Raw genomic sequence first — 26,019 nt, forward strand, 5'->3', positions numbered from 1 at the left:
CGCCAGGCCTCGCTGACCGCGGGGACCATCCTTCATGGGTGGACTGGTTCCAGGCAGCGTGGTTGGTCTGCCAGCCAGGCGGGGTCAGTGCGTTGGAGCTCCAGCAGGCCCTGGGTGTGGCGAGCTACCAGACCGCCTGGGCCTGGCTTCACAAGCTGCGGAGGGAGATGGCGCCCTTGGCAGAGCGCCGCCTGAGCGGGCTGGTAGAGGTCGGCGCCGCAAGCATCGGCGGGAGAGCGGCAGTGACCGGTCTCAAGACGCGGTGCGGCGGGCTGGTGGCGCTGGCGGTCGGGGTCCGGGGGCGGCGTCTGGGGCGGGCCCGCATGGAGGCGATCGCCGCTGCTAAGCAGAAGAACCTTGGCGCCTTCGTCACGTCGGCCGTGGAGGCAAGGAGCACGGTCCGCACCGGTGGATCGCCGGGCCCTCGCGGCCTAAAGAACCCTCGCTTCAGGCACGTGCTGGCTGCTCTGCCGCCAGACCTCCTGGGCGTCCACCGCGTCGCCGAGCAGCTCAGCCAGTGGCCCTCTGCCACCCTCCACGGCACGGTGCGCGCTACGCACCTGCCGGGCTACCTGGACGGGTTCGCGTTCAGGTTCAACCACCGCACTGCACGCTCCCCGGGGCCGCGATTCGGTTGGCTGCTGGAGCGGGCGGTGAGGGCCGAGGCGACGCCCTATCGGCGTCTGGTACGGCCCGGTGGGCAGCCGGACGCTACATGGCCGAAGTGGAGAGTTTGTTGTTAACAACAAAGTTCGATGGAGAACGACCGCCGACACAATCTCGTCGCGCGGGGGATGGGGCCGACTCCCGCAGCGGGTTGCGCTCGGATGTGGACCGCTGGCTGGAGCGTCGCTTGGTGATTCGGAACACGCGTGATGGGGATTCGGGCCCTTCCACCTGACGTCTAGACGCCCCCCAACCCGCTCCAGATGATGAAGTGGTGACGCGAGGGAGTTTTCCGTCTGGCTAGCCGTTGCTCCGCTCCCTAGGACCCCATGTACGACATCATCGGCGACATTCACGGCCACGCCGCCCACCTGGAGGCGTTGCTCGACCAGCTCGGCTACCGCCGCGACGGAGCGGGCTACGCCCACGACGACCGCCAGGCCGTGTTCGTCGGCGACTTCATCGACCGCGGCCCCGCGATCCGCCAGGCGCTGGCCATCGTGCGGGCGATGGTCGACTCCGGCGCCGCGCTAGCCACCATGGGCAACCACGAGTTCAACGCCCTCGCCTACCACACCCCTGCCCCGGGCAGGCCCGGTGAGTTCCTGCGGGCCCACAACGACAAGAACACGCACCAGCACGCCGCAACGCTCAAGCAGATCGAGGGGGCCGAGCGTGCGGACATGCTCGCCTGGTTCCGCACGCTGCCGCTGTGGCTCGACCTGGGCGGCGTCCGCGTCGTCCACGCCTGCTGGGATCCGGCAGGCATCGAGACGCTCGACGCGGGCCTCGGGCGGCACGGGGGCGTCTCAGACGGCTTCATGGCGGAAGCGACTTGCCAGGGGACCGACCTCTTCAATGCCGTCGAGCACGTGCTGAAGGGCCCGGAGGCGCCGTTGCCGGCCGGGATGACCTACGACGACAAGGACGGCCACGCCCGCCGCCGCTCACGGGTCCGGTGGTTCCTCGATCCTGTGGGCCTGACGTTCGGACAGTACGCCCTGCCGGCCCTCGAACTAGTCGACGACCAGCCGGCGGGAATGGTTTCGGCAGTCGAGCTCTACCCCGCCAGCGCCCCGCCCGTGTTCTTCGGACACTACTGGATGACCGGCGATCCGAAGCTGATGAGCCCCAACGCGGCCTGCGTCGACTACAGCGTGGCGAAGGGCGGCCCCCTGTGCGCCTACCGCTGGCAGGGAGAAACGGAGCTGCGGAACGATCGCTTCGTCACGGTGTCGATCGCGAAAGAGTAGGCCACCCCCTTGGGGCCCCCCCGCCGCCCGCCAGAATTTGCCCGGACCCCCACCCGGTCGGCTGGGGAGCTATTAAGTACCTCTTCTGAACGATAGATGCTGCTGAGGCATAACCAATCCGTTACGCCCGCCGGCGTCGTCGCTCAGTCCCAATGCACGCAGCAGTCTTCGTCCATCACCAAAGGCCCGCCACACTTGGCGCAGGGGATCCGAGCGACGTCCTCCTCCTCGATCAGCTCCATCCGCTCGTCGCACTTCGCGCAGTAGTGATCGGCTTCGTAGAGCAATTGCTCACCCAGCTCGACGCGGGCGTGCTTGACCGACGCCAGTCGATTGCAACCCGGGCAGTGCGCCAGCTCGTACGCCCCGCTGATTTCCGATCCGGGCGACTGCTTCAGAGCGTGCTTGGCGGCGCCGCGGTGGTGCTTGGAGATCATGTCAAGAATGATCTCTGGGTCGTGAAACTGCTGGCCGATGCCGAGCCAGTACTGCCGCTGGGCGCCGCAGTTCTGGCATTGGACGTCGATGACGGTTCCCATGGAAATCTCTTTCTGCCAGATGACTCGATTACCGGAACGCTGCAAAATCTAGCGTCACATCGATGCCGATGCCCAATCCGCACACAGCGTTTCAGCCTGCCTCAGCACCGTCTTCACCGCCTCATCCTGCAAGTCCGGCGGATAGCCATACTTGTTGAGGATCCGTTTGACGATCACCCGCATCCTCGCGCGGGCGCTTTCGCGTAGGGTCCAGTCGATGGTCACGCTGGAACGAACCTTCGAGATTAGCTCGGCCGCGATCACCTTCAGCTTGTCGTCGCCCATGGCGCCGACCGCCGATTCGTTGGTTGCCAGCGCGTCGTAGAAGGCGACCTCGTCGTCCGTCAGTCCCAGTTCTTCGCCACGCTTGCCCGCGGCGTTTAGCTCCTTGGCGATCCTGATTAGCTCCTCGATCACTTCCTGAGTAGCGATCGCCCGGTTGTGGTAGGCGTTGAGCGTCTTCTTCAGCTTCTCGGAGAAGACCTGGCTCTGCACCACGTTGCGTCTGGAACGCACCTTCAGCTCGTCCTTCAGTAGCTTCTCCAAGAGTTCCGCAGCCACGTTCTTGTGCTTGAGGCCACGGACCTCGGCTAGGAACTCGTCGGAGAGGATGCCGATGTCTGGCCGGGACAACCCGGCGGCGGTAAAGACGTCGATCACCTCGCCGTCGGTGGTGATTGCCCTCGAAACCAGTTGCCGCACTGCGGCGTCGATCTGCTCGGGGGTTCGATTGCTGTTGGTGCTCTTCTTGTTCAGCGCAGCCTGGATGGCCTGGAAGAAGCTCACGTCGTCGCGGATCTCGGTCGCCTCATCGCTGGCGGCGCACAGCGCAAAGGCGCGGGAGAGTTCGGTCACGATTTGGATGAACCGCTGCTTCCCGTCCTCTTGCTCCAGCACGTGCTCTTGCCCGGCGGGGATGAGCGCCAGCCGCTCGCCAGGGGTCCCGGTCGTCCATGCCAGCCAGTTGAAGCCGTGCATCATGTCGCAAGCGATACCGTGCTTCTCCAGCATCACCGCGATGGCCTGCGCCGTGTCAAACGTGGGATCGCCTTGCCCGCCGCTTTCGGTGTAGGTCGCTAGGGCCTGCTTCAACTGATCCGCGAGGCCGAGGTAGTCCACTACCAGCCCGCCCGGTTTGTCGCGGAACACACGATTCACTCGGGCGATCGCCTGCATCAGGCCGTGCCCCTGCATCGGCTTGTCGGCGTACATGGTGTGCAGGCAGGGAGCGTCGAAGCCGGTCAGCCACATGTCGCGGACGATCACGATCCGGAACGGGTCGCGGCTGTCCTTGAAGCGGCCCGCGAGCTGCCGGCGTTTGTCCTTGCTGCGGATGTGCGGCTGCCACTCGGGCCCGTCGTCTGCGCTGCCGGTCATCACGACCTTCACAACGCAGTCGCGGCCCCGTTCGGTCTCCGGGTTGTCGTTCTCGGCGCCGGCCCAGTCGGGGCGGATCGCGATCAGCGCGTTGTAGAGATCGACGCAGATCCGGCGGCTCATGCAGACGACCATCGCTTTGCCGTCCATGGCCTCCAGTCGCTTCTCGAAGTGCGCGACCAAGTCAGAGGCGATCAGGGCGATCCGCTTCGGGTCCCCCACCAGCGCCTCCAACGCGGCCCACTTGGTTTTGAGCTTCTCCTTCTTGGTCAGCTCCTCCCCCTCGGTGATCTCTTCGAACTCCCGATCGATCTTCGGCATCGCCGCGGCGTTCAGGCTCAGCTTCGAGATCCGGCTCTCGTAATAGATCGGCACCGTCGCCTTGTCCGCGACCGCCCGCTGGATGTCGTAGACGGAGATGTAGTCGCCGAACACCGCCCGCGTGTTCGCGTCGGTTTTCTCGATCGGCGTGCCGGTAAAGCCGATGAACGATGCGTTCGGCAGAGCGTCGCGCAGGTTGCTGGCGAAGCCGTACGACATTTGGCCCGTCTTCTCATTCACTTTGCCGCCGAACCCGTACTGGCTCCGGTGGGCTTCGTCCGCGATGACCACGATGTTCTGCCGCGGGCTCAGCTCGGGCATCACCTCGCCCCCTGTCTCACTCTTGGGGGGCATGAACTTGTGGATCGTGGTGAACACCACGCCGCCGCTCGCCCGGTTCAGCAACTCTCGCAAATGCTCGCGCCCGCTGGCCTGCATCGGGACCTGGCCGAGCATATCCGCGCAGCGCTGGAACTGGCCGAATAGCTGATCATCGAGGTCGTTGCGGTCGGTCAGCACCACGAGCGTGGGGTTCTGCATCGCCGCGTGGCGCACCACCCTCGCCGCGTAGAACAGCATCGAGAAGCTCTTGCCGCTCCCCTGGGTGTGCCACACCACTCCCGCACGGCGGTCTCCCTGCTTTCCCCCTTGCGTGCGTAAGGACCGCCCCATCCCGCTGGCCCGCACTGTCTCTTCGACGGCCGCGTTCACCGCGTGGAACTGGTGGTAGCCGGCGATGATCTTGTGGATCGCGCCCGAGTCGGGGTCTTCCTCGAAGATGATGAAGTGCTGCAGCAGGTCGAGGAACCGCCGCGGCTCGAACACGCCACGCACCAGCACGTCCAGCTCCAGCGTTCCCCGCGGTGCGTCCGACTCGCCGTCGATGGTGCGCCACACCTTGAACCACTCCTGGCTGGCCGTGAGCGAGCCGATCCGCGCTTCCAAGCCGTCGGACACCACCAGCACCGCGCTGTACTGCAGCAGCGAAGGGATCTGGGCCTTGTACGTCCCAAGCTGCTTGAGGGCGGTCCAGATGGTCGCGTCTTCGTCGGTCGCGTTCTTCAGCTCAACGAGCCCGAGCGGTAGTCCGTTAATGAACACAACAATATCGGGGCGCCGGGTGTGTACTCCCTCGGTCACGCTGAACTGGTTCACCGCCAGCCAGTCGTTCTCGCCGACATTGTCAAAGTCGATCAGCCGCACGTGGTCGCCCGCGATCGATCCGTCGGCGCGCGGGTATTCGACGGGAACGCCGTCTCGAAGCAGCCGGTGGAAGGCTCGGTTGGTCTGCACCAACGACGGCGTCGTCACGCGCTGCACCTTGCGAAGCGCTTCCTCCCTGGCCTCTTCGGGGACGTCCGGATTGAGCCGCCAGATCGCCTCACGAAGCCGGCCCACCAGCACCACGTCGCCGAACGAAGCCCGCTCCGCGCCGGGCTCGCCGGGCGCCAAGTCAGGGCCGCTTGCGACCGCGTAGCCCAATTCCCCGAACCAATCGAGGGCGGCCGCTTCGACAGCGGATTCGTTGAGGCTCGTCATGTCCGCACGCCGCAAGGTTCCTGGTTGACGAGACGCACGGCGCGTCAGATGAGTTTCTAGCCTAATCCAACCCCGCCACGCGGGGCAAAAACACGCCGCGGAATAGCTCTAGCTTGTCGATCATCCAGTCCTGCACCATCGGGTGAGTCGCGGGATCGCGAACGTCTACGTCTGGAAGACGCACATACACACGCAGTTGCTTCCGGTCGGGACCGCCAACCCACTGAACCGGCTCGCCGACTTCGGCCTCAATCTGCGTCGCCTCGGCCTGGAGAGCGGCGAAACGCCGATCGCTAGCCTCCCCCCCAAGCACCAAGCCAACCGACGCCCGTTGCTTGATCGAATTCACGGAGGCCACCAACCAAACGCCCCCACGCCCGGTACTCAGGTCCATCCATGCCTGGGGACGCGGGGTTTGAGGTGTCAGCACGCCCTGTCGGCTCTTCAGACGTTCGGCGAACTGCCGCCAGAAAGCGACCAACTCTTCCGGCCGCTTGCTCCCTTTCTTTCTATTTTCGACGACACTCTTCAGATACTCCGCGAGGATCGCTCGGTGTTCTCCCACCGTTCCCGCCTCGATCCGGACCAGGAGCTGCCGATTCTCGTGAGCTTCGGTCTCAAGGCCTGCAGCGCCGAATCGCTTGGCCCATCGGTCACGATTCTTTGGTCGCGCCACCATCCACACGAATCCTCGCCTGGGCCAGAAGCTGACAACGTTTTTGAATTCGTTCTCCGAAGCGATGCTCATGTAATGCTTCAGGTACTTGAGCTGATAGTCTTCTTCGCTCTGTTCGTTGACGAGCATTAGCACCTGGTCGCAAAGCCCCAGCACCTGGGCGCCGATCTTCTCCTCCCAACTGCTCCGAGTGCTCTCGCTGTCTTCCGGCTGCTCGTCGAGGCGCGCGTCGATCTGCTGCACACGGGGGAGCACCACTTGGTGCAGCGCGGTCAGCTTTGTTGCTAACCAGTCCAGCTGTCCCGGCCAATCGAGCGGGTCGCGGATGCTAACCTCCTCAAGCGTCACGCTTAGGCCGCGGCGCCCGTGGTCGTTCCATTCGGGCTTGAAACCTAGCTCTGCTTCGATGGCGTCGCGTTCTGCCTCTAGCTCGCCGTAGATGTCGCGTCCCCTCGACTTCCGGAGGGTAAGCTCCGCCGTCAGCTGCTGCTGCCCTACCTTGAACCAAGCCAACATGGTGGCCGCTTTTGTCGCGGTTGGCATCTCCAGTCGAGATTCGCCAGTCGTTTCCGGCAGTCGGTCCCACGCCGGGTTGGCCCGCAGCCGTTCGATAAGCTGCCCCCAGTACGCGGCCCGCTGCTCCTTGCCCTGCTTGAGCGCCTTCCGGCCGTCCGACGGGGCAAACTCCGGTCCTCCCTCGGGCCGCGGCCAGAGTTCGACCACGATCGCGGCCATCTTCATCCCGCGTTGCTCGATCTCGTCCGCGCCCCACTGCTGGCAGTTCTTAAAGTACTTGTTCAGGCTGACATTGCTCTCCAGGTACGCCTCGCGTTTGACCGCAAACGGCTTGTTGCTCAGGTCGGAGTTGTAGCCGGTCAGCGTCAGGTTCCCCAGCGTGTTGAGCCACTGCGAGTGCAGCGACTCCCAGTCGGCGCCCAGCGCCTTCTTCCATTCCGCCGCTCCCCGGCCACTCAGGGTCTGGGGCAGCACGTGTTCGATGCTCAGCGTCGATGGATCGACCTTCTCCTTGTGCCCGTGGTTGCTCTCCAGCACACCGAGCACCAGCCGGCACTTCTTGGGCTCCCGGCGGTAGACCGGGAACGCGACCAGCGAATCGACGAACGTGCGGTCGTCCGGCCAGCCGCGACGGAACCAGTAGCCACGCAGATCCTCGCGCGGGTCATCCTGAATGGCCCGGATCGCCTCGGGAAACCACTTGCTGTAGCCGCGTGTGTTTTCTCCGCAGATCGAACGCCGCAAGACGAAGCTCGCCAAGTCGTCCAGGCAGCCAATCAACGCTTCCTCGCCCAAGTCTCCGCGGCCTTGGCGATCGAGCAGGTTCAGCAGCAGCGGGTGGCACGTGGCGACGTCCATCGCTGCTAGCTGCGTCAGCCGATTCGTCAATTGCTTGTTCCGGCAGGTCGTGGGGCGGTGCAGCAGCAGCTCCAGCGCAGCGAAACGCTTCAGCTCGCCCACCTGCTGCGGAGGGGTCAACGCCGTCTCTTCGCAGTAAGCTTTGAAGTCAACAAACGTCGCCTTCGGCTTCGAGTACGCGCCGCGCCGCATCAGGAAGTTGCGGTAGAACGAAGTCGCATCGACCGCGGGGAACCCGTCGGCCGCATCGAACATCTTCTCGAACGGGTCCCAGTGCTCGTCGTGGAACTCTTGCTGATCGTCCTGCGCTACGTGCATGAACAGGTAGTTGCGGATCAGGTCCGACTCTGCCAGCGGCAGCCCCGTGGAGTTCAGGCTCTCGAAGATCTCGTAGGGGTTTTCTTCGTTGATCACGATCACCACCAGGTAGAGCCCCGAGGTGACCGACTCGAATAGCCGCGCCAGCCCTTTCTCCCCCTCGGCCTGCGCCAGCCGGCGGATGTGCTTGCCGAAGAACTCATACGCCTTGACGATCTGCAAGCTGCTCTGCCGGTCGAACGGCTTCTGATCGACGATCGCAACGAACACCTCGCGGTCGCCGGTGCGCGGCACCAGCTTGTAGCGTTGCAGACCCCGCTCGTGCTTGTGGATCAGATAGTTCTCGTTGATCTTCTCCGCCAGGGTCGCGAACTCGTGCTCCTGCGCCACGTCGCGTAGCCCCGCCAGCAGCAGCGCTAGCGTCGTCAGCCGCTGCTGACCATCGATCAACTGGTAGGCCGAGATCTCACCCGGCATGCCGCCGTCCGCGGTGCAGACCAGCGGCCCGAGGAAGTGCTTGCCGTGGCGGCCATCCTCCATCAGCCCCCACAGGTCCCCCTGCAACTGGTTCCAGTTCTTGGGGCCCCACTTGTAGGCACGCTGGAAGAACGGGACCAAGAACTGATCGCTGGAGTGCAGGATCTTGGCGACAGGTTTTGCGCTGGCTTCCATGATCGATTAGCTCTTACGGTCCTGTAAACCTAGTCGCGGTGCTGCGGGCTAAGGCTTCGTGTCTTGATGCGTCTCGAACAAAAAGACCGCTAAAGTCGCCGCGGCACCCACGGCCAGCTTGGCGTGGCGTGCGCTAAGGCCCGTCGCGCTTCCGTGCATGCCGTGGCCTGTGCCGTATAGCCCGCGCAGTTCTGCTAGGTTGTTGCCGATCGTGCCGAGGTTGCTGAGCAGTCGCTTAATCACATCGGCGCCGCGAGCGGCGTTATCAATCCCTTCCGGTACCAGCTTTAGCTCTTTCAGGGTTTCTTTGGTCAATGTCGACACGGTGGGAGTTCCTGGTAGGGGCTTGCCGCGTTCCGCCAAGATCGTCTTGCAGCACGTCTCGATCAGTTCCTTAGCAGTTCCGATCGCTAGGCTCGGATCCTTGTCGACCGACTCTTCCAGACGCCGAATCTGCTCAGACAGATGATTCGCGTTGAGAATCTTGGCCTGCTCTTTGATCTTGTTCAAATTGGGGCCGCCCGCCAGCAGCCGCGTAGCGATCTGTCTGCACTGCGAAGCCAAGGCCTGGGTAGCGTCATCCGGGTCGCGGGCGGTGTTCACTTCCCCATTAATCAACGCAAGAAGGAGGGTCCCGACCATAATGTCCGACTCAGCCTTCCAGAATGCGCGTAGCTTTCTCGCCTTCGACCCGCCATCGATAGCGTATTTTCCATCGTGGATGTCTACGCCTACCGACTCGCAAACGAACTCCTGGAACGTGCGATCTGAGTACTCCAGCACGTAACCACCAGACATCCTCAAGTACTTCTCGAGCGTCTGCCGCTCTAGAAAGGTCAATGAGCTCATGCCGACAGCGCCTCCCTCGCCTCCCCAACCCGCAACTCCCCGCTCAGCAGCTTCGGCAGCAGCGTGTCGCGGAGCGTAGCGAGGGTGTGGGACAGACGGTCGTTGGCGGCATGCTGCAACCAAAGCGGCGCAACTGCGTGTGCGAAGGCTTGCCGAGCCTCCATCGTAGGAAGCACGGTTGGCTCTTCGTGGAGGTGGTTACGATTCACACCTGGAACAGCTGCCTTGTCGGTATAGTTGGCGAAGTCAACCTGACCGAGGGCGTGGAAAATAAAGCGAGGAGGATTTGCCTTAAAGTCTTCGACATAGAGGGTCGTGTTGAGAGGCCAGTAGTCGGCTTCCACGTAGAACACTTTTCCAATGGTCCCGTATCGCCCAGTCACGACGCCGGGGCCTCGGACGTTTGTTTCCGAGTGAGTTCCAGAAATGCCGGAGGAAGAAATGACGGGAATCGGACCAGCTGTGCGTGAGCTAGTGGGCAAGTCGTGACCACGCTTCAAATTGCAGAGGTCGGCAAGACGTCCCAGTTGCCACCCGACCGGAATGTGTCCGACTTTCGTTTCGTAGAACGAGGCCGGAAACAACCCCGCCGTCGCCGCGTCCATCCCCGCCGGCTGCCGCCCATCCAGCTTCGCCCGCACGGGGTCGAAATCCACGAACCAGCTCTGGAACAACGCCCGCGCCATCGCCTCCAGCGTCGCGTTGGTCCGCCGGTTCAACTCGATCTTGTCGTCCAACGCCCCAAGCACCGAGGCGATGGCTTTCTGCTCGGCGAGGGGGGGGACGGTCACTTTGAGCGTGCGTTGCGTCGTCAGGCTAACGTAGTCAGCCATGTCCGTCTCACCTTTGCGCGAATCCAACTGCTCACGGAACGCACGGGATAATAGGTAGAAGTAGATGTAGCGGCGGTCGAGTTGCGTCGGATCTTTGACTCTCCAGAAAGTTGTCTGTGGCGAGCAGACAAAAGGCGGGGCGGTCAGCGGAACATAAGCTACTTTGCCGACTGTGCCCTTATGTGAAAGCAGAACGTCGCCTCCAGCTCCGATGCCTTTTCGCACGCGCTGGCGCGCAATTTCATTGATGCGCTGAGCTCGTTCAAACAACACGCGACCACTATCCATGTCTGCAGCGCGGATGAATTGAATGCCCTCCGTCGAAAACTCGTTAGGGCGTGGGCGGTTCTCGCCGTGATTGCCATCTTCTACTAGCAGCGCTCCGCTTGCTTGCAGTTCGGCGACGGACACTTCTTCCCATTCACCCGCCACAACCCAGCCCCCTCAGGTTGGCTTTGATGGCCTGCTCTAGTTTCGCTGACTCAGCGAATTGAGCATGCAGCTCGGCGACAAGCCGCGGCATCTTTTCCTCAAACGGCTCGCCATCGTCTTCGACCTCCTCGGCGCCGACGTAGCGCCCAGGCGTAAGCACGTGGCCATGCGCTGCGATCTCCTCAGTCGTGGCGGATTTGCAGAAGCCGGCGATGTCGGCGTACTTGCGGGCGCCCTTGTCGCCACGCCATGCGTGGTAGGTCGAGGCGATCCGCTCGATGTCGGCGCCCGTCAGCTCGCGGTGGACGCGGTCGATCAGCGTTCCTTGCTTCCGCGCGTCGATGAACAGCGTCTCGCCGCGGCGGTCACGCTGCTTCGCTTGCCTCTTGTTCTTCGCCAGAAACCACAGGCAGACCGGGATCTGGGTGCTGTAGAAGAGTTGCCCCGGGAGCGCGACCATGCAGTCGACCAGGTCGGCCTCGATGATCGCGCGGCGGATCTCGCCTTCCCCCGACTGGTTCGAGCTCATGCTGCCGTTAGCGAGCACGAACCCCGCCATCCCCCCGCCCCGGGCCGACGCGGGCGCCAGATGGTGGATGAAGTGCTGCACCCACGCGAAGTTGGCGTTCCCTTTGGGGGGCGTGCCGTACTGCCAGCGGACGTCGTCGTCCTTGCGGAACCAGTCGCTGTCGTTGAACGGCGGGTTGGCCAGCACGTAGTCGGCACGCAGGTCGGCGTGCAGGTCGCGGCGGAACGTGTCCGCGTGCTCCGGGCCGAAGTCGGCCTCGATCCCCCGCAACGCCAGGTTCATCACCGCCAGACGGCGCGTGGTGGCGTTGCTCTCCTGCCCATACACGCTGATATCGCCCAGCCGCCCGCCGTGGTCCTCGACGAACTTCTCCGACTGCACGAACATCCCCCCCGACCCGCAGCAGGGGTCGTACACCCGCGACCCCGGGAGCGGCGCGAGCATCTCCACCAGCAGCCGGACCACGCAGTTGGGGGTATAGAACTGCCCGCCGTTCTTCCCCTCGGCGCTGGCGAAGCGGGTCAGAAAATACTCGTAGACGCGCCCCAGCAGGTCGACCGAGCGGTGGGCCTTCGGGTCGCCGTCGGACTCCGGGCCGTCGCTGGCGGCGATGAGGTTGATCGTAGCGATCAGGTCGATCAGCTCGCCGAGCCGCTGCTTGTCGAGCCCGGGGCGGGCGTAGTCCTTGGGGAGCACCCCCTTGAGCCGCGGGTTGTCGCGCTCGATCGCGACCATCGCGTCGTCGACCGTCTTGCCGATGGTGGGCTGCTTCGCCTGGGCCTGCAGGTGCGACCAACGCCCCTCCTTAGGGACCCAGAAGACGTTCTCGGACTTGTACTCGTCCGGGTCCTCCGGGTCGGCGCCCTCCAGGTCTCCCTCCCCCGCGATCAGCTTGGCGCGGCGTTCCTCGAACGCGTCGGAGATGTACTTCAGGAAGATCAGCCCGAGCACCACGTGCTTGTACTCGGCCGCGTCCATGTTGTTGCGGAGCTTGTCGGCCGCCAGCCACAGCTTGGCCTCGAAGCCCAGGTTCGCGGCGCTGTTCTTCGCGGCCTTCGTCGCACGCTTCGCCATGTTCGACTGTTCCTGATTCCTTCAGAGAAGCACCCACCCGAACCGCTGCCCATCCCCGCCAACCTCAGACAACGCCAGGGTACGAGAGCGGCTAGCATAGCATTTTTGCACGGCAGGAAACGGGTGTCCGCAGGAAAGGCAATTCGGAGGCATTTGGCGAGGCAATAAGGTGCAACCTAGCCCGATACTCCCTCAGCGCCCGAGGCGCGGTGCAAAGGCCTGCCTTGCTCTCTAGAGTTCCAGCGAAGAGCCCAGAGCCGCAGCTGGCCCAGAGTCGCTTGCCGACAACACTTGGGTAGCTGGGTGCTAAGAAAAAGCGACTCTGATTTATGCATCCTCACCCCCCGCCGGCCGCCCGGACGCAAAAGCGTCCGAAGCGGCCCGCCGGGGGTGGGGCGCCGCCCCGATCGCTACCGCCGCCGCTGGACCCGTCTCCTTGGCGCCGGCCTCAATACGGCCTGCTTCCGCTTCGCAAGCCTGCAGCAGGCGTAGGCGCCGCCAAGCAGCAGCACGACGACGGCCGGCCAGAACGCAGTGGTGAGCAGCACGGCCAGAACAACGCACGCCCAGAACACAACCGCCCGCGGCGGAGGCTGCGACCAGAATCCGGGGCGCCAAGCCCCTTGGCTCTTGTTACTCGGCAATAGCTACCTCCTTGGTTCGTGGGTTGGAACAGAAAGCTCGCTCGCCAGCAGGTTGAGCGACAGGTCGGAGTCGACCGGCTGCCCCCGCAGCCATCGCACGAACTGACTGAGCATCAGCCCCGCGGTCATGCTGGCGGCGTAGATCGTCGACCTCGCCGTGCAGGCGCCCGCTTGGGCCTCGTGCTGCGGGAAGAGAGTGGTGGTGTAGTGTTCGCGGCTAGTGGCATCGAACGCGGTCAGCACCCGCAGCGTCTCGCCCCGCATCCGCCCGTCGGCCCAGAAGTCGACGAGGCCGCCGCCCCCCCGCCAGATGGCCGCGCGGGCGTCGATGGAGTCGACGCAGCAGAAGGCCACGTCCCCGAGCCCGGTGGACGGGCGCCAGCGGTCGTAGATCGCTTCGGCATAAACTTCTGGATCGATCGCCAGCACCGCGTCACGACACGCATCAACCTTCCGCCTTCCGACCTCGCCGCGGGCGTACCCCTGCGTCGTGACGTTGCTCGCGTCAACCGCATCGAAGTCCACTAGCCGCAGCCGGCGCACGCCGAGCGAGGCGAGCTGCACCGCGACCTGCCTCCCAACGGCGCCGACGCCGACCACGTTTACTTGGAGAGACGACAGCCTTGCTTGTGGCACGAGCTGTGCCTGCCGCACGAAGCGGTCTTCTACCAGTGTCGTACTCATAGCATCGAGACCTGTTGTTAGTCGGTAGGACAGCTCCAGAGGGACCGGGCGACACCCAGGTCGAGCCCGAACAGCCGCTCACCGAACGCGTCGACCTCATCCCATTCGTCTTCCTGCTCAACGCAGGTCTCGTACTCCTTGAGCCACGCCGCGTGGTCGCTGCCGGCAAACGGCTCGTTCCACGCAACCCGCACGGGGAGCCGCCGCGTGGCGCCCGGGCCGGCGTGCACTCCCAGACGGGCGTACCAGCGCCCGCCGCGGGCCAGGATTGCCATCACGGCCCAATCGGCCGGACCGAACACCCGGGCGAACGTCGCCTCGTCGGTGCCGCTGGGGTGCGGCGAGCTCCCCGGGTGGGTGTGGAACCAGACCCGGCCGAACTGCTGGGGGCTAAGCCCGGCGTCGGCCTGCTCGTCGAAGTAGTCGGCCACCGCGGCGTCGTCGAACGCCACGGTGACCGAGCTACAGGCCTGCCGGACCAGCACCACGTCCCGCACCAGCAGCAGGTCCTCGGGGTCCGTAACGCCAAAACAGCCGATCTCGGTCGGCCCGGCGTCACCCAGGAACCGGAGCTTGGCCCACGCGTGCGGCGTCAGCCGCAGCGACCTGCGGGGCCGTGTCCTTGTTCTGTTGGTCGGACTCCTTTTCAGCGACGCACGCATCACAAACTCCTTCGGTTAGGCAGGAAGGGCAGCAGGAACCATGGCAGTCGCTGCAGGGGTCGAGGCAGGCACGGCAGTGGTGCTCGTCGCAGGCCGAGCACTCCTCGCGGCAGCCGTGGCACAGACTGTCACCGCAACCTTCGCAGCTCTGCACGCACTCGTCACAGACCTGGGCGTCGCAGCGGCCGCACAGGCTTCGCTCCTCGGCGTCCACACTGGCGCCACAGTCGCCGCAGGGGACGCCGTGCCAGCGGTCGAGGCAGACATACGCACTCAACTCGTTGTAGGTCTGGAGGATCTGGCGGAGGATCAGCACGAAGTCGTGCAGTCTTCCTTCCGCGCTGGCGGCCTGCAGCACGTGCGTCCCCTCTCCTTCACACAGCCGGTCATCCACCACATGCGGGTGGGTGACGCCCGGGTTGGAGTCGGGCGGGTTGGGGCGCAGGGCCATCACTTCGTAGTTGGGCTGCTCGGCGCCAAGCGACTGCCAATGGACAGCGATCATGAATGGGCCCAGGCTGACCTCTGCCAGCTCAAGGGGATCGGTCGCGACTAGCAGCAGCTGCCGCTTGAAGTCGACCTCCAATCGAGGGAACTCGTCGTCGATCGCCCGCAGGTCCCAGTAGAGGGTTCCGGCCAATGGCGGCTGGGTACGCCGCCTCTCTGCACGCAGCCGCTCGGCCTGGGTCGTGGCCGCGACGGCTAGGTCGCGGAGTGCCCGCTCTAATCGGGGGCGGAGCACTGCCGCCGCGGTGCGGTACCGACGCCGATGGGCGTGCCGCATCATGCGTGTCAGCCGCGTCACAGCATCAATCGGCAGCGGCTCTGCAAGCGGCGGAGAGATTTCTTGGCGGCGGGCGTAGACCTCGGCGATCGCCGAGGCGGCCCGCCACAACATCTTCTGGTGTGGGTTCATGGGAGGCGCCGCTTTGCGGCGGGGTTGGGGGCTGGGGACTGGGTAGGCAATGGCCAGCCGAGCGAGCGTCCGTGCTCGCCGCTGACCGCTAATGCCTGAGGCCTAACTCCTTTCTTAGGCCCCTTCGATCTTCACCGGTGTGAAGCTGATGCGGTCGCCCTCTTCGAGGACCTGGTCGGCCGGCGCGGGCAAGCGGTTGACGCGGATCAGGTAATTCTCGGGCCGCGGGTCGCGGACCTGCCGCTCGAACAGCTTGCGGACCGAAGTGCCGGGCTCGATGTGGACGTAGTCGGCGAAGCCGGCGCCGTCGTTGTTGATGACGAGGATTTTCATGGCTGGACTCGGGGGTTGGGGGGCTGGTGGGTCCGCTAGTGGCGGATAGGGACTGGGGGCTGACGCTCGAACGCTCAGACTCCTGCGGTCAGGGCGCCGCCGTAGCGGGCTTGCCAGGCGTCGTCCCAGTCGAGGTAGCTCTCGTGGGCAATGTCCGCGGCGAGCGGTTTTGCCTCTTCGAAGTCGTACGCCTCATCGACAACGATCTGCGGCTCGGGGTCGTGGCGGACGTCCATAGGCGTGGCGAGCGAGAAGCCCAGCCGGTCGATCGTGCGGCGGGACTCGCCGGTGGCATGTGAGACAGCGGACAGGAGTTGACGGTGGGACATGACGGACCTCCGGTTGGGGAACAAGAACTGGGGAAGACGCAGAAGCGATGACGCTGCCTAGAGGCGGCTTCGCAGCAGCCCATCGCGTTCGGCCCGGAGGGCCTCACTGCGATGGGCGAACGGGCCCAACAGCGGCCCGTCCACAGGAGAAAGGTCGGCCAGCCAATGACCGAGGGGGTCGGGCTCGACGTGGCTGGCCCGGTTGATGGAGACGCGGCCCAGAGTGGCCAAGTCGAGCGTCTCGTCGTACAGCGTGGTGATCGTCCCCTGAGGTCCGACCACCAGGTGCAACGCTTCCACTAGGCGCCACGCCGCATCACGCGGCGGCGGGGGCGGTCGACCAGCAGCGACTCCAGGGACCGGGCGACCCGCCCCAACCCCTCGGCCGCCTGCTCGCGGAGCGACGTGTGGTTCCGCAGCCTCTCGGGCCGCACGCCGGCCAGCACTGCCTCGGCTTCGTCGACCAGCTCATCCAGCTCGCCAGAGGTGCTTAGCCGCAGGCAGCGGAACCGCTCGAAGAACGCCTGCAGGTTCTCGACCGCCGAGTCGCGGAACACCTTGGGCTTGCCGTCGGTCCGGCCCTCGAGCCGCTCGGCCAGGTGGCTCACCAGCCGCTGCAGCTCTTCGCCGAACGCCTGTTCGGCCAGCGCGACCGCTTCTTCGAAGCGGGCCCGGGTCCGCTCGCACTCCCGCTGGTACAGTTCAGGAGACAAGCGACGCAGGTACTCCGGCGGCTCGACCGACGGGAAGTCCCACTCAACCGCAAAGAGCCCGCCGAGCCGCTCTGGGTAGTCGCCCGACTCAAACAGCTCTCCTAGACGGCGGCGGGCCGAGTCCCGCAGCTCGCCGTAGACCTCGTCGAGTTCCTGCACCGCTTCACGAAGCTCTTCGCGGTAGCCTTCGAACCGGTGCTGCAGCGTCTCGATGTCGCCGCGACGCACGAGGCGGACCCCCGGCTCGGGGAACGGCAGCGAGACTCCTCTCCAGTAGGCGACCGCTTGGCTGCGGACCGCGGACACACCGCGGTACTTAGGGTGCCGGGTGTCGAGCAGCTTCTTGCCCGCTGACAGAGAGTCGCCGGCGGCGCCGAACGCCTCGGCGGCCTGGGCCTTCTGGTCGGCAGAGAGGGTCTTCTTGGCGCCGAACCAGGTGAATGACAGCCGCACGGCGGCGGTCTCCAGTCGCAGCCGCTCTGGGGGCGAGGGAGGGGGGGCCTCGCGGTGGGTTGGGGGCGGGGCTTCGAGGATCGTGGGCATGGGATTCCTTGGAAATTGGTGAGGGGTGAAAGCAGACTGTGTCGTTACGGCAGAAGCCCGTGCTGTTCGAGTAGGCAGGCACGCTCCATGCAGATGTCTGCTGACGCCCACTGCTTTTCGCGGTTCCAGCATGGCTCTCCGGCGTCGTCGAAGTCGCCATAGAGCCCTAGCTGGAGCCTGGTGACGATCGCCACCAGGGCATCTGTCGAGAGTCGGGCGAGAGATACTGGTTGGGGCCGCGGTTCTGCTGCGGGTCCGGTTTCGTGCAGCACGATGCCCGCCGTAGCGAGGACCCCGAGGACATCCGTCTTGAGAAGATGCGAGAAAGGGACCGGGTGGAGGACGGCGACCGATGCTTCGGCCGCGTTACCGAGGCCGCCGTCGTCCCAATCCATGACCACGACTCGCGGTTACGGTCGAGGAGCGAACGCGGCTTGGACGACGCCCCCATGGACGTTCACGATCACATGCGTGGGTTCTCCATGGACAGTAGAGGTGGGTGGTCGACACATGCGGGGGCCGGCCGCTGAACGCCGGCCGCAGGACTCATTCGCCGCTCAGGCGAGACGCCCTGAAGGCGCCGAGAGTGACGCTGTGTGTCGGCGAAGACCAAACCTGTTCAGCACTCGCGACTAGGTTCGTGTCGCCCGTCGCCTGGGGCCGCGTAGCGAGCCTGATTGCGGAGACGATGCGACGCTTCGATATCTCCGGCCGAGGCGGCTTCGAACCCGGGAGTATGCCGACATGATGTCCACTGACCGCGGCTGATTGGACGATGGCGATCCCGCCGCGGTCGATGAAACTTCAGTCTCGAGGCAGAACGCCGCAGTCCGCTGCGACATGGTGTGACGTGTCCATCTGATACAATGGCGGAATGTCCGCTGAAAAGCCTGTTCGCGAGAGTCTCGCCAACCCCCATGACTTTGCCACAACACAGTGGAGCATGGTGCTTGCCGCCGGCAAAGTCGGCGATCGGGACGCACAAGTTGCGCTCAACCAGTTGTGCGAGTCGTACTGGTACCCGCTGTACGCCTATGTGCGACGGCGGCTGAACAACGCTGACGATGCGCAGGACCTGACTCAGTCCTTCTTCACGCACCTTTTGGAAAAGGGCGCTGTGGCCCGCGCGGATCGCTCTCGGGGTCGATTCCGGGCTTTCTTGCTAGCGGCCGTAAGAAACTTCCTTGCCAACGAGTGGCAGAAAGGTCGAACGCAGAAACGAGGCGGGCAGAGGCAGAAGCTCTCGCTCGATTTCGACTCTGGTGAGTCGAGGTTTCAAGTCGAACCATTCCACGAACTAACGCCCGAAAAGCTGTTCGAGCGGCGGTGGGTCATGACCCTGCTGGATCGGGTGTTAGACCGAGTTCGAACAGAGCTGGCAGAAACCGGCAGAGCAGGGCTCTTCGAACACCTGAAAGAGGGGCTAACCTGTAGCGAGGACGCCCCCTACTACAGGCAGGCGGCCGCGGCTCTTGGGGTGACGCCTGCGGCCGCCAAGCAGGCCGCCTTTCGGCTGCGGAAGCGATACCGGCAGCTGTTTCGCGAGGAAGTGGCACGCACGGTAGCGGATGAAACGGAAGTGGACGAGGAGATTGGCCGGCTATTCGCCATCTTGGGAGAATAGGGCCGCAAACCATGTTACGCCCGAGGAAGACTCCTGTACTGATAGGTAGAACGCCCTTTCAGTTGGAGAGTCGTGATGAGCGATCCTAGCACATGCCCCAAATGCGACGCCAAGCTGCCGGAAGACGCTCCGGCTGGTCTTTGCCCCAAGTGCTTAGTGGAAGCGGGGTTTGAGAGTGTAGCCAGCGGCCACAGCAGCCCTCCGAAGCGTGAACCCGACGCGCCAACGATCGACAGCCCGTCGCCAGGACACGGGTTTCTGCCGCCACCGCCCGAGGAACTAGCCGGCAGGTTTCAGCAGCTCGAGATACTGGAACTGCTCGGCCACGGAGGAATGGGCGCCGTCTACAAAGCCCGCCAGACCAACCTCGATCGTCTGGTAGCACTGAAGATTATCCGCCCAGAAGCGACGCACGACCCGAAGTTTGCCGAGCGGTTCAACCGAGAGGCCAAGACCCTAGCCCGGCTTAATCATCCACAGATCGTTGCGGTCTACGATTTTGGCGAAGTCCCGTTTACCGGTTCTTCTGGTGGTTCGTCGCGACCGCTGTACTTTTTTCTAATGGAGTACGTCGACGGCGCCAATCTGCGGCAGTTGATGCGTGCTGGCGACCTTGCGCCGGATCAGGCCCTGGCGATTGTCCCCCAGATCTGCGAAGCCCTGCAGTACGCCCACGACGAGGGGGTGGTGCACCGGGATATCAAGCCCGAAAACATCCTGCTCGACAAGCGAGGCCGGGTGAAGATCGCCGACTTCGGCCTGGCGAAGCTGACCAACCCCTCGGATGCCGAGTGCACTCTCACCGGCACGCACCAGGTGATGGGCACGCTCCGCTACATGGCGCCCGAGCAACTAGAGGGTTCGCACTCGGTCGACCACCGCGCCGACATTTATTCGCTCGGAGTGGTCTTCTACGAGATGCTCACCGGCGAAGCGCCCATGGGCCACTTCGACCCCCCCTCGAAGAAGGTACTTATTGATGTGCGTCTCGATGAGGTAGTGTTGCGCACGCTTGCACGTGAGCCGGAGCGACGATACCAGCATGCAAGCGACGTGAAGACGGATGTTGACGCGATCGGCTCCAAGAGTCCAAGCACCGGGCGGCCCGCCGCTCCGACGTCGTCGGCTCGGTGGTTTCCAGACTGGCAGACCTACGCCGTCGCCCTGTTCGCGGTGTGCCTGTTCTTGCCGTTGGTGGTCAATGGCGTGACCCAAAGCAGTTGGAACCTGGCGCTGGAGATCGTCCTGACCGGCGGCGTCGCTGGACTCTCGCTGCTGGCGTGGCTACGCGATCGGGTTCCATCGGCTCCAGATCAATCCTGGACGCTGCGGCGCGTTTGGCTCGCTGGTTTGACGATTCAGCTCGCCATGCTTGTCGGAGGCGACGAGTTGCTGCAGGAGCGACACCTAAACGGTTTGAACGAGGTGTTCGATCAGTCTTCCAGCAAGTTCGACCTGATGATGCTCCGTTTTCTGCGATTTGCGGTCTTCCTATGGACCTTCTATTTTACGGTTGGCTGGCTGTGGTCGATGCGAGGAAGGAATCAGTCGAACGGCGACGCCCTCGCAACAGCAGACGTTCCGCGTTCCACATACAGACCGCAATCCTCACGTGCAGACGAGGCAGAGCACGCGGCAAGTGTTGAGGAAATCCAGCGCGAAGCGGAGCTGGCCCAGATCGCGCCCGACTGGCTCTGCTGGCCGATCCTGGGCCTCTTCGCAGCCGGCTGGGCCGTGTTCGGACTGCTGTGGAATCTTCGCTGGCCCGGGTTAATCGTGGCGATCGCCTTGATGGCCGCCGTTACCTACTACGCCGTGCAGATGCAGCTTCGCTACCTGCCGACGTTGCGAAAAGAACTCGACCGCGAGCCGCGTTGGTCGCGGTCGGCCTCTCTTTGCGGCGCTCTCACGATGTTTGTACTTGGCTTGCTGTGCGTTGCGTGGCTACACGCAGGTGCCGGCGACCTATTCTCGGGCATGCAGATGCTGGGCGGCTCCCGCGGGGTCGGGTTCAAGGTGATGACCGAGACGCAGCTTACGTCATTCGTGGAAGCGGCCCATTTCGAGCGTCCCGGCGAAGCCGATACCGTCTTCAAAAGCGCTGGGTTTGGATATGGCGCCGCTATCTCCCCGCTGTTACTGTCGGGGATCTGGGCCGTTTGTTTGCTGTTCTCTTCCGTCGCGGGCGTGCTCCACACCCGCAGGTACCGCTACACGTGGAAGCACTGGTGGCAACCCTCGATTGGGGTCACCGTCTATCTGTTGGGCACGCTGGTCCTAGTCCATGTCCTCCACCTGTTTAGTGTTGGTCATGCCGAGTCACGCACCGATCCTCGTCAGATCCGTGTCGCCGCCGGTTGGGATGCCGTCGACGCGGCCCTCGACCAGTGGAAGCTGCAGAACGGTTACGTCCAATCAAGCTTCGAGAACTGGATCGTTGAGAGAGGCGGCACGGAGATCGGCGTCTTGCATGCTCGCCAATTGATGCCCGACTCATGGTTTGACCGCTTTCGATCGAGCTGGCGACACATGGTGGTGCGTCCCCGGCCGCACCTTTCTTTGACCGTTGTCAGCCAACAGCATCCGCCGCTGTCCTTCGTCGACGTCCAGTTTCCGCACGCCATCAAGGGTTCGCCCGAGAACGAGCTATGGCACGCGGTAGTAGACGGAATTGAGAAATCACTTGTCAGCGCTGCAGTTGAACGCAAGGAACACAAGGCGGAGCGTAACGCCGCCGGCAAGATCCAAGAGCAGGATCGCAAAACGGCTGACGGCTCTCAAGACGTGGGCGACAACGCCAGCAGAGATTAGCGCAGGGTTTAGCCGCGCAGCCCCGGCGCCGCAAGAGTGCAGCGAACGCGGCCCTTAGCCACGCTACGCTGGGATTGCCGACGGTTTGCTCTGTCTCGCGTGGCCGTTCGAGAGGCCAGGGAGACGGCGATCGCGTCGGAGGCGGTGGGAGACCTTCCGGCAGGCAGCGAAGCAGATCCGTGCCGCGGCCGCCACGGCGACCGTCTTTTTTCGGGCTTGCGTTGCGCCAACAATGCTCAGTCGCTCGACCTCGAACGAGGCAGAAACGCCTTCGCCTTTTGGGGAGGCGGCGCCGTCGTCTCGTGGATCTCAAACCAGGCTTCTTGTTGCTTCGTCGACGAGGAGAGGTTCGGCTCCCCCTCGCAAAGCTCGCGCACCGCGTCGAAAGCCAGTTCGCCTATCAGCGAAGAGTCTTGGCAGACAGCGGACATACGCGGGTAGACGCTGTTGCGGGTGTCAGAGTCGTCGAACCCGATCACCGAGAGGTCTTCCGGCACGCGGACGCCCATCTGGTGTGCCTCGTTAACTATTCCCACCGCCAGCAAAGGGTCCGCGATAAACATGGCGGTCGGCCGGTCGGCTTTGCTGAGGATGCGTCGCGCCAGTGGCGAACCGTCCATCCGGTGCGGGGGGACCCGATAGACATCGCGATCACAGAATAGCCCCGCATCGCTCAGTACTTCGCGATAGGCCTCCATGCGGTCGGAGTGGTCACCGTCGTCGCGATCGCATCCGACGAACGCGATCCGCTTGTGGCCTAGCGAGACAAGGTGCTCGACGGCCTCACGGCTGGCGTTGCTGGAGGCGGCGTAGACGAACCTTAGCTGCTCGCAGTCAAAGTGATCGCCCAGCACGACCAGCGGCGCTCCTTCGCGGGCCAGCTCGACAAGCTCGCCGCGGAACTCCAGCCTGGATCGCACCACCGCTCCGCTGACCCCTTTGCGGCTGAGGAATTGACGGAGCGGCTCGCCCGCTTGGCGATCGCGGCGGAAGTCGAGGATGACAAAGTCGTAGATCGAGCGGCGCATCGCCTTTCCCATACCGTCGATGCACGCCGAGTCGTAGGGCGACGAGAGCCAGAATTCGTCCATGTACAGCAACCCGATCCGCGACGCACGGATCTTCCCCACCGTTGGGGCGTAGTCGCACGTGGCCGCTACCTCCAGCACCCGGTTGCGAAGTTCTGGCGTTACCGACGCGCTTCCGTTGAGCACACGCGAGACGGTAGCGATTGAGACGCCGGCCTTTTTCGCTACTGCGCGGACTGAGGACATTCGTAGGGCTCGCGACCTGAGATGTGTGCAAAGAAACAGTTACATGTAGATTACGCCCGTTGTGACGGGATTGCAAGCAGGAAATCTCGGTGATAATCAGCTTATTTCTCGTAGATATGCCGCTGCTGGGTTCTGGATGCAACGATTGTGCAAGAAAGTGCTTGACGGAGTTCCGCAGGCCGGTTACTCTGAGAAAACAGTTACAGAGCTTGTTTCATTCTCGTCGTTCTTCGTGCTGCTGCCTTTAGTCAGTGCGACAGTGGCAAGTCCTCGGCCCGTCAAGCTGCGACTGACGGACCAGGTTGGCCGCACCCTCATCCCGGCTTTGCTTTTTCCGCCCCGCAAGGGCGTCCGTTTCCTTTTTTGGGAGTAGTTCTGATGTTGCGCACTGCCTGTTGCTTCTGTGTGGCGATCGTAGCGGCCTGTGTGCCGGTGCACGCCAACCAGCTCGTGAACCCCGGCTTTGAGACCCCCCCCATTCCTGCGGGCGGACCGCCCGAGTACTTCGGCGCCACCGGCTGGACCGATTTCGGCGGCGGCACGTACACGGTCGGCAGTGCAGTGGTTACGCCCAACTCGGGGGCTCAGTCGCTGAAGATGTTCGGCGGCGCCTCCGGGGTGTATCAGCAGTTCGCGGCCACGCCCGGTCAACTTTGGGACGGCGGCGCCTACGTGTTGAATGACGCAGGGGATCCGATGGCGGGCGGACAGGTCGCGGCCGTCAACATCGAGTGGATCCTGGCCGACGGCGTCAACCAAGTGCCCGGCGGAGCAGGGGTAGGCTTTATCACCAATGGCGACACGATCTCGACCACGCCTCAGGGGCAATGGAACTTGCGCCCGATTAGCGGCGTAGCGCCGGCGGGAACCGCGTTCGCTCGATTTGTGCTGATCACCGGCGAGTTTGGCGGCGGCGGCATGACGGGCGGCGGCGGCGCCCCGAAGTACGACGACGCATTCTTCGACATCCGTCCTGGTCAGGTGCCCGAGCCCGCTTCGTTGGCGCTGGTCGGCATGGTCGCGATTGGGTTGGTAGCCGCCCGTCGCCGGCGCTGAGTCGATGACGCGATTGTGAGTAGATGCCGGTTCGTGCGTGGGGCTGATTCCCCCAGCCCCACGCCGCGACCGGTTCCCAGAAACCTATTCTTCGTTCCTCTCATTCTTCCGAAGGTGTTTCGCATGGAACGCTGTCTTATCAGGCCGCATGCGCTGCTGCTAATTGCGTTGATCGCAGCGGCTGCTTTTTCACCGCAGGCCTTAGGTCAGATCCTGCTGCGTGATGACTTCGATGATCAGAACGGCCCGACGGGCGCCCAGAATGATGGGGTTGTCGACAAATCAACCTACCGCGCCCCGTTCGGAGGCGAAGACTTCCTCGGCCGGACGCAGTTGCGTTTTGTGCTGCCTGCCGAGAACGTATCGACGCTCGCGCCGGGAAGCACCGACGGCAAGGTCGCGGTGCTTAATCTCGATACCTACAACCCTCTGGCCCCCGGGGCGGCGTTCTTCGGGACCGACCTGCTGACGAAGGCCAACTTCGCCCGCGCCGGTGGCCTGCGGTGGGAGGGGCGGATGCGGTTCCGCGACGGCGTCGCCGCCGGCTTGGTCGGCGCCGGATTCTTGTACGACGTGCAGCGGCAGAGCCCGCCCAACTCGGGGACGCTGGTTCGCGACGAGATCGACCACGAGCTGCTGAGCAACGTCGCCGTCGGCCCGAACCCCGACTCTACCTTCACCAACGTTTGGAACGACGGCGCGTTCACCGGGCCGACCGCGGGTGGTGCAGGGGCCACGATCAACACCGCCCCGATCTCTGCAAGCTTCGACCTAACGGCGTTCCACAACTACCGCATCGATTGGCTCCCCAACCGAGTGGAGTACTACATTGACAACACGCTGGTGCGCACCGAGACGAGCGTCGTCCCCGACGACCCGATGAAGTCGCACTTCAATCTCTGGGCGCCGGCAAGTGATTTCTCGGCCGCGTACAACGCCTCGCTGCAGCCGACCGCGGTGCAGGCCAACAACCAGACCTATTCTCTCGAGATCGACTACGTTCAGATCGAGCGGCTCAACACCACCGCTACCGAGAAGCTGTTCGACGGGGGTTTCGAGAACACCTTTGAGCTCTCCTCGGTATCTGGAAACGGGCCTCCACCGACCATTAACTCCGCGAACGGCACCGGCGAGTGGATCGCCTTCAACAACGCCTACATCGACTTCGGCGAGGCGGTTGCGCCGGCGAACGGCTTCAACGCCCTCAAGACGTATGGGCCCTTCAAGCCCAACTTCGACGCGTCCGGCGTTTGGCAGAATGTGGCCGCGGCGCCTGGGCAAGAGTTCCACGCCTCGGTGTTGGCCAACTCGCCGAGCGCCGACTCGATCGCCACGAATGGAGACGCGCAGGTCCGCTTCACAACCCTCAACCTTTCCTTCCACGACGCCGCGGGCGCCGTGATCAAGGAGTTCGCCGGCAACCCCGATTCGGCCAACGCCAACGGAAAAGAGACGCCGATCTTCGACAGCCGAGACGCCAACCTTCCCTCCATCCAAGACTCGTGGATCCAGTACACCGTCGACGCGATCGCGCCGGCCGGCACGGCGTTTGTTCGCTACAACCTGTTCTTTGTGCAGGACGGGAACTTTGGCGGCGGCGCCGTTTATTTCGACGACGCATCGCTGTTGCTGCTGACGCCCGATACGCCGGCAGGGGTGGTTGGCGACTACAACAACGACGGGTTCGTCAACGCGGCCGACTACACCGTGTGGCGCGACGCGCTCGGCGCCGCGACCGCGCTGCCGAACGACCCCATCGGGGGGACGATCGGCCAGTCGCAGTACACGCAGTGGAAGTCCGCCTTCGGCAACTCGGCCCTCGGGGCGTCTGTCGGCGCTTCGTCTGCGGTTCCCGAACCATCGGCCATCGCGCTGCTGGGCTGTGTCGCGCTCGCGGCCGGCCTGCGTCGCCGACCGTAGCAGCCCCGCGCCGGTTCTCGGCGCTGAGACCCTATTCACCACGCCCCTTCACGGAGTC

Annotated in this window: 22 protein-coding genes; 6 read left to right on the forward strand and 16 right to left on the reverse strand. The window is 64.3% G+C overall.

All coding sequences use genetic code 11. The features are described from left to right. Positions 1-38 precede the first annotated feature (38 nt). Positions 39-743: an IS1595 family transposase gene (locus Pla175_RS06520; protein ID WP_261342807.1), complete on the forward strand. Its 705-nt coding sequence runs from the start codon at positions 39-41 to the stop codon at positions 741-743. Positions 744-995: 252 nt separating this feature from the next. Next, positions 996-1,919: a metallophosphoesterase gene (locus Pla175_RS06525; RefSeq protein ID WP_145282340.1), complete on the forward strand. Its 924-nt coding sequence runs from the start codon at positions 996-998 to the stop codon at positions 1,917-1,919. Between the two features lie 143 nt (positions 1,920-2,062). Here the strand turns inward: Pla175_RS06525 and Pla175_RS06530 are convergent, their stop codons facing one another. The 15 genes from Pla175_RS06530 to Pla175_RS06600 all read right to left on the reverse strand — a co-directional run bounded on the left by Pla175_RS06530 (position 2,063) and on the right by Pla175_RS06600 (position 17,671). Then, positions 2,063-2,458 (reverse strand): hypothetical protein, encoded by a 396-nt coding sequence (locus Pla175_RS06530; protein ID WP_145282342.1) that lies wholly within the window; start codon positions 2,456-2,458, stop codon positions 2,063-2,065. A gap of 54 nt (positions 2,459-2,512) precedes the next feature. Continuing rightward, a complete protein-coding gene (locus Pla175_RS06535) occupies positions 2,513-5,695 on the reverse strand; it encodes a type I restriction endonuclease subunit R (RefSeq protein ID WP_145282344.1) in 3,183 nt (1,060 codons plus the stop codon). Between the two features lie 61 nt (positions 5,696-5,756). Next, positions 5,757-8,735, reverse strand: coding sequence for a DUF4268 domain-containing protein (locus Pla175_RS06540; protein WP_145282346.1), 2,979 nt, complete (start codon positions 8,733-8,735; stop codon positions 5,757-5,759). A 48-nt stretch (positions 8,736-8,783) separates the two neighbouring features. Continuing rightward, a complete protein-coding gene (locus tag Pla175_RS06545; RefSeq protein ID WP_145282348.1) occupies positions 8,784-9,584 on the reverse strand; it encodes an abortive infection family protein in 801 nt (266 codons plus the stop codon). Continuing rightward, positions 9,581-10,849 carry a restriction endonuclease subunit S gene (locus Pla175_RS06550; protein ID WP_145282350.1) on the reverse strand — a complete coding sequence of 423 codons (1,269 nt, stop codon included), beginning with the start codon at positions 10,847-10,849 and terminating at the stop codon, positions 9,581-9,583. Before Pla175_RS06550 ends, Pla175_RS06545 begins: the two co-directional genes overlap by 4 nt. Continuing rightward, positions 10,839-12,452: a class I SAM-dependent DNA methyltransferase gene (locus tag Pla175_RS06555; protein WP_145282352.1), complete on the reverse strand. Its 1,614-nt coding sequence runs from the start codon at positions 12,450-12,452 to the stop codon at positions 10,839-10,841. The genes Pla175_RS06550 and Pla175_RS06555 overlap by 11 nt, the downstream gene beginning before the upstream one ends. Before the next feature lie 410 nt (positions 12,453-12,862). After that, the gene (locus tag Pla175_RS06560) at positions 12,863-13,096 is read right to left on the reverse strand and encodes a hypothetical protein (RefSeq protein WP_145282354.1); all 234 of its coding nucleotides are present in this window, start codon (positions 13,094-13,096) and stop codon (positions 12,863-12,865) included. Between the two features lie 3 nt (positions 13,097-13,099). Continuing rightward, positions 13,100-13,780, reverse strand: coding sequence for a ThiF family adenylyltransferase (locus Pla175_RS06565; protein ID WP_145282356.1), 681 nt, complete (start codon positions 13,778-13,780; stop codon positions 13,100-13,102). 17 nt (positions 13,781-13,797) lie between these two features. After that, positions 13,798-14,442, reverse strand: a complete 645-nt coding sequence (locus tag Pla175_RS06570; protein ID WP_145282359.1) for a hypothetical protein — start codon at positions 14,440-14,442, stop codon at positions 13,798-13,800. Continuing rightward, positions 14,336-15,358, reverse strand: a complete 1,023-nt coding sequence (locus tag Pla175_RS06575) for a hypothetical protein (RefSeq protein ID WP_145282361.1) — start codon at positions 15,356-15,358, stop codon at positions 14,336-14,338. The genes Pla175_RS06570 and Pla175_RS06575 overlap by 107 nt, the downstream gene beginning before the upstream one ends. 114 nt (positions 15,359-15,472) lie before the next feature. Next, complete coding sequence (locus Pla175_RS06580) at positions 15,473-15,691, reverse strand: molybdopterin converting factor (protein ID WP_145282364.1); 219 nt, start codon at positions 15,689-15,691, stop codon at positions 15,473-15,475. Between the two features lie 74 nt (positions 15,692-15,765). After that, positions 15,766-16,020: a hypothetical protein gene (locus Pla175_RS06585; RefSeq protein ID WP_145282366.1), complete on the reverse strand. Its 255-nt coding sequence runs from the start codon at positions 16,018-16,020 to the stop codon at positions 15,766-15,768. 57 nt (positions 16,021-16,077) lie between these two features. Next, positions 16,078-16,320: a hypothetical protein gene (locus tag Pla175_RS06590; protein WP_231954224.1), complete on the reverse strand. Its 243-nt coding sequence runs from the start codon at positions 16,318-16,320 to the stop codon at positions 16,078-16,080. Next, positions 16,320-17,276, reverse strand: coding sequence for a hypothetical protein (locus Pla175_RS06595; protein ID WP_231954226.1), 957 nt, complete (start codon positions 17,274-17,276; stop codon positions 16,320-16,322). The genes Pla175_RS06590 and Pla175_RS06595 overlap by 1 nt, the downstream gene beginning before the upstream one ends. Positions 17,277-17,320: 44 nt before the next feature. After that, positions 17,321-17,671: a hypothetical protein gene (locus tag Pla175_RS06600; protein ID WP_145282368.1), complete on the reverse strand. Its 351-nt coding sequence runs from the start codon at positions 17,669-17,671 to the stop codon at positions 17,321-17,323. A gap of 479 nt (positions 17,672-18,150) precedes the next feature. Between Pla175_RS06600 and Pla175_RS06605 the strand changes: the two genes are divergently transcribed. Together Pla175_RS06605 and Pla175_RS06610 are read left to right on the forward strand one after the other, a co-directional pair. After that, entirely contained in the window at positions 18,151-18,900 is a 750-nt protein-coding gene (locus Pla175_RS06605; RefSeq protein WP_145282370.1) for an RNA polymerase sigma factor, read from the forward strand. Between the two features lie 75 nt (positions 18,901-18,975). Beyond that, a complete protein-coding gene (locus Pla175_RS06610; protein WP_145282373.1) occupies positions 18,976-21,711 on the forward strand; it encodes a serine/threonine-protein kinase in 2,736 nt (911 codons plus the stop codon). A gap of 236 nt (positions 21,712-21,947) precedes the next feature. Here the strand turns inward: Pla175_RS06610 and Pla175_RS06615 are convergent, their stop codons facing one another. Next, a complete protein-coding gene (locus Pla175_RS06615; RefSeq protein WP_145282375.1) occupies positions 21,948-22,985 on the reverse strand; it encodes a LacI family DNA-binding transcriptional regulator in 1,038 nt (345 codons plus the stop codon). Positions 22,986-23,363: 378 nt separating this feature from the next. On the opposite strand from Pla175_RS06615, the gene Pla175_RS06620 reads away from it, so the two are divergent. Both Pla175_RS06620 and Pla175_RS06625 read left to right on the forward strand, forming a co-directional pair. Continuing rightward, entirely contained in the window at positions 23,364-24,041 is a 678-nt protein-coding gene (locus tag Pla175_RS06620) for a PEP-CTERM sorting domain-containing protein (RefSeq protein WP_145282377.1), read from the forward strand. Between the two features lie 123 nt (positions 24,042-24,164). After that, positions 24,165-25,961, forward strand: a complete 1,797-nt coding sequence (locus Pla175_RS06625) for a family 16 glycosylhydrolase (RefSeq protein ID WP_145282379.1) — start codon at positions 24,165-24,167, stop codon at positions 25,959-25,961. The last annotated feature ends 58 nt before the right edge of the window (positions 25,962-26,019 follow it).

The organism is Pirellulimonas nuda (assembly GCF_007750855.1).
Classification (GTDB): Bacteria; Planctomycetota; Planctomycetia; order Pirellulales; family Lacipirellulaceae; genus Pirellulimonas; species Pirellulimonas nuda.

Coding starts and splice junctions, on each gene's coding strand:
- Pla175_RS06565 (WP_145282356.1), bottom strand. CDS start 13,780: ATGAGTACGACACTGGTAGAAGACCGCTTCGTGCGGCAGGCACAGCTC.
- Pla175_RS06595 (WP_231954226.1), bottom strand. CDS start 17,276: ATGCCCACGATCCTCGAAGCCCCGCCCCCAACCCACCGCGAGGCCCCC.
- Pla175_RS06600 (WP_145282368.1), bottom strand. CDS start 17,671: ATGGATTGGGACGACGGCGGCCTCGGTAACGCGGCCGAAGCATCGGTC.
- Pla175_RS06575 (WP_145282361.1), bottom strand. CDS start 15,358: ATGAACCCACACCAGAAGATGTTGTGGCGGGCCGCCTCGGCGATCGCC.
- Pla175_RS06620 (WP_145282377.1), top strand. CDS start 23,364: ATGTTGCGCACTGCCTGTTGCTTCTGTGTGGCGATCGTAGCGGCCTGT.
- Pla175_RS06525 (WP_145282340.1), top strand. CDS start 996: ATGTACGACATCATCGGCGACATTCACGGCCACGCCGCCCACCTGGAG.
- Pla175_RS06610 (WP_145282373.1), top strand. CDS start 18,976: ATGAGCGATCCTAGCACATGCCCCAAATGCGACGCCAAGCTGCCGGAA.
- Pla175_RS06540 (WP_145282346.1), bottom strand. CDS start 8,735: ATGGAAGCCAGCGCAAAACCTGTCGCCAAGATCCTGCACTCCAGCGAT.
- Pla175_RS06535 (WP_145282344.1), bottom strand. CDS start 5,695: ATGACGAGCCTCAACGAATCCGCTGTCGAAGCGGCCGCCCTCGATTGG.
- Pla175_RS06585 (WP_145282366.1), bottom strand. CDS start 16,020: ATGTCCCACCGTCAACTCCTGTCCGCTGTCTCACATGCCACCGGCGAG.
- Pla175_RS06605 (WP_145282370.1), top strand. CDS start 18,151: ATGTCCGCTGAAAAGCCTGTTCGCGAGAGTCTCGCCAACCCCCATGAC.
- Pla175_RS06615 (WP_145282375.1), bottom strand. CDS start 22,985: ATGTCCTCAGTCCGCGCAGTAGCGAAAAAGGCCGGCGTCTCAATCGCT.
- Pla175_RS06570 (WP_145282359.1), bottom strand. CDS start 14,442: ATGCGTGCGTCGCTGAAAAGGAGTCCGACCAACAGAACAAGGACACGG.
- Pla175_RS06555 (WP_145282352.1), bottom strand. CDS start 12,452: ATGGCGAAGCGTGCGACGAAGGCCGCGAAGAACAGCGCCGCGAACCTG.
- Pla175_RS06580 (WP_145282364.1), bottom strand. CDS start 15,691: ATGAAAATCCTCGTCATCAACAACGACGGCGCCGGCTTCGCCGACTAC.
- Pla175_RS06530 (WP_145282342.1), bottom strand. CDS start 2,458: ATGGGAACCGTCATCGACGTCCAATGCCAGAACTGCGGCGCCCAGCGG.
- Pla175_RS06625 (WP_145282379.1), top strand. CDS start 24,165: ATGGAACGCTGTCTTATCAGGCCGCATGCGCTGCTGCTAATTGCGTTG.
- Pla175_RS06545 (WP_145282348.1), bottom strand. CDS start 9,584: ATGAGCTCATTGACCTTTCTAGAGCGGCAGACGCTCGAGAAGTACTTG.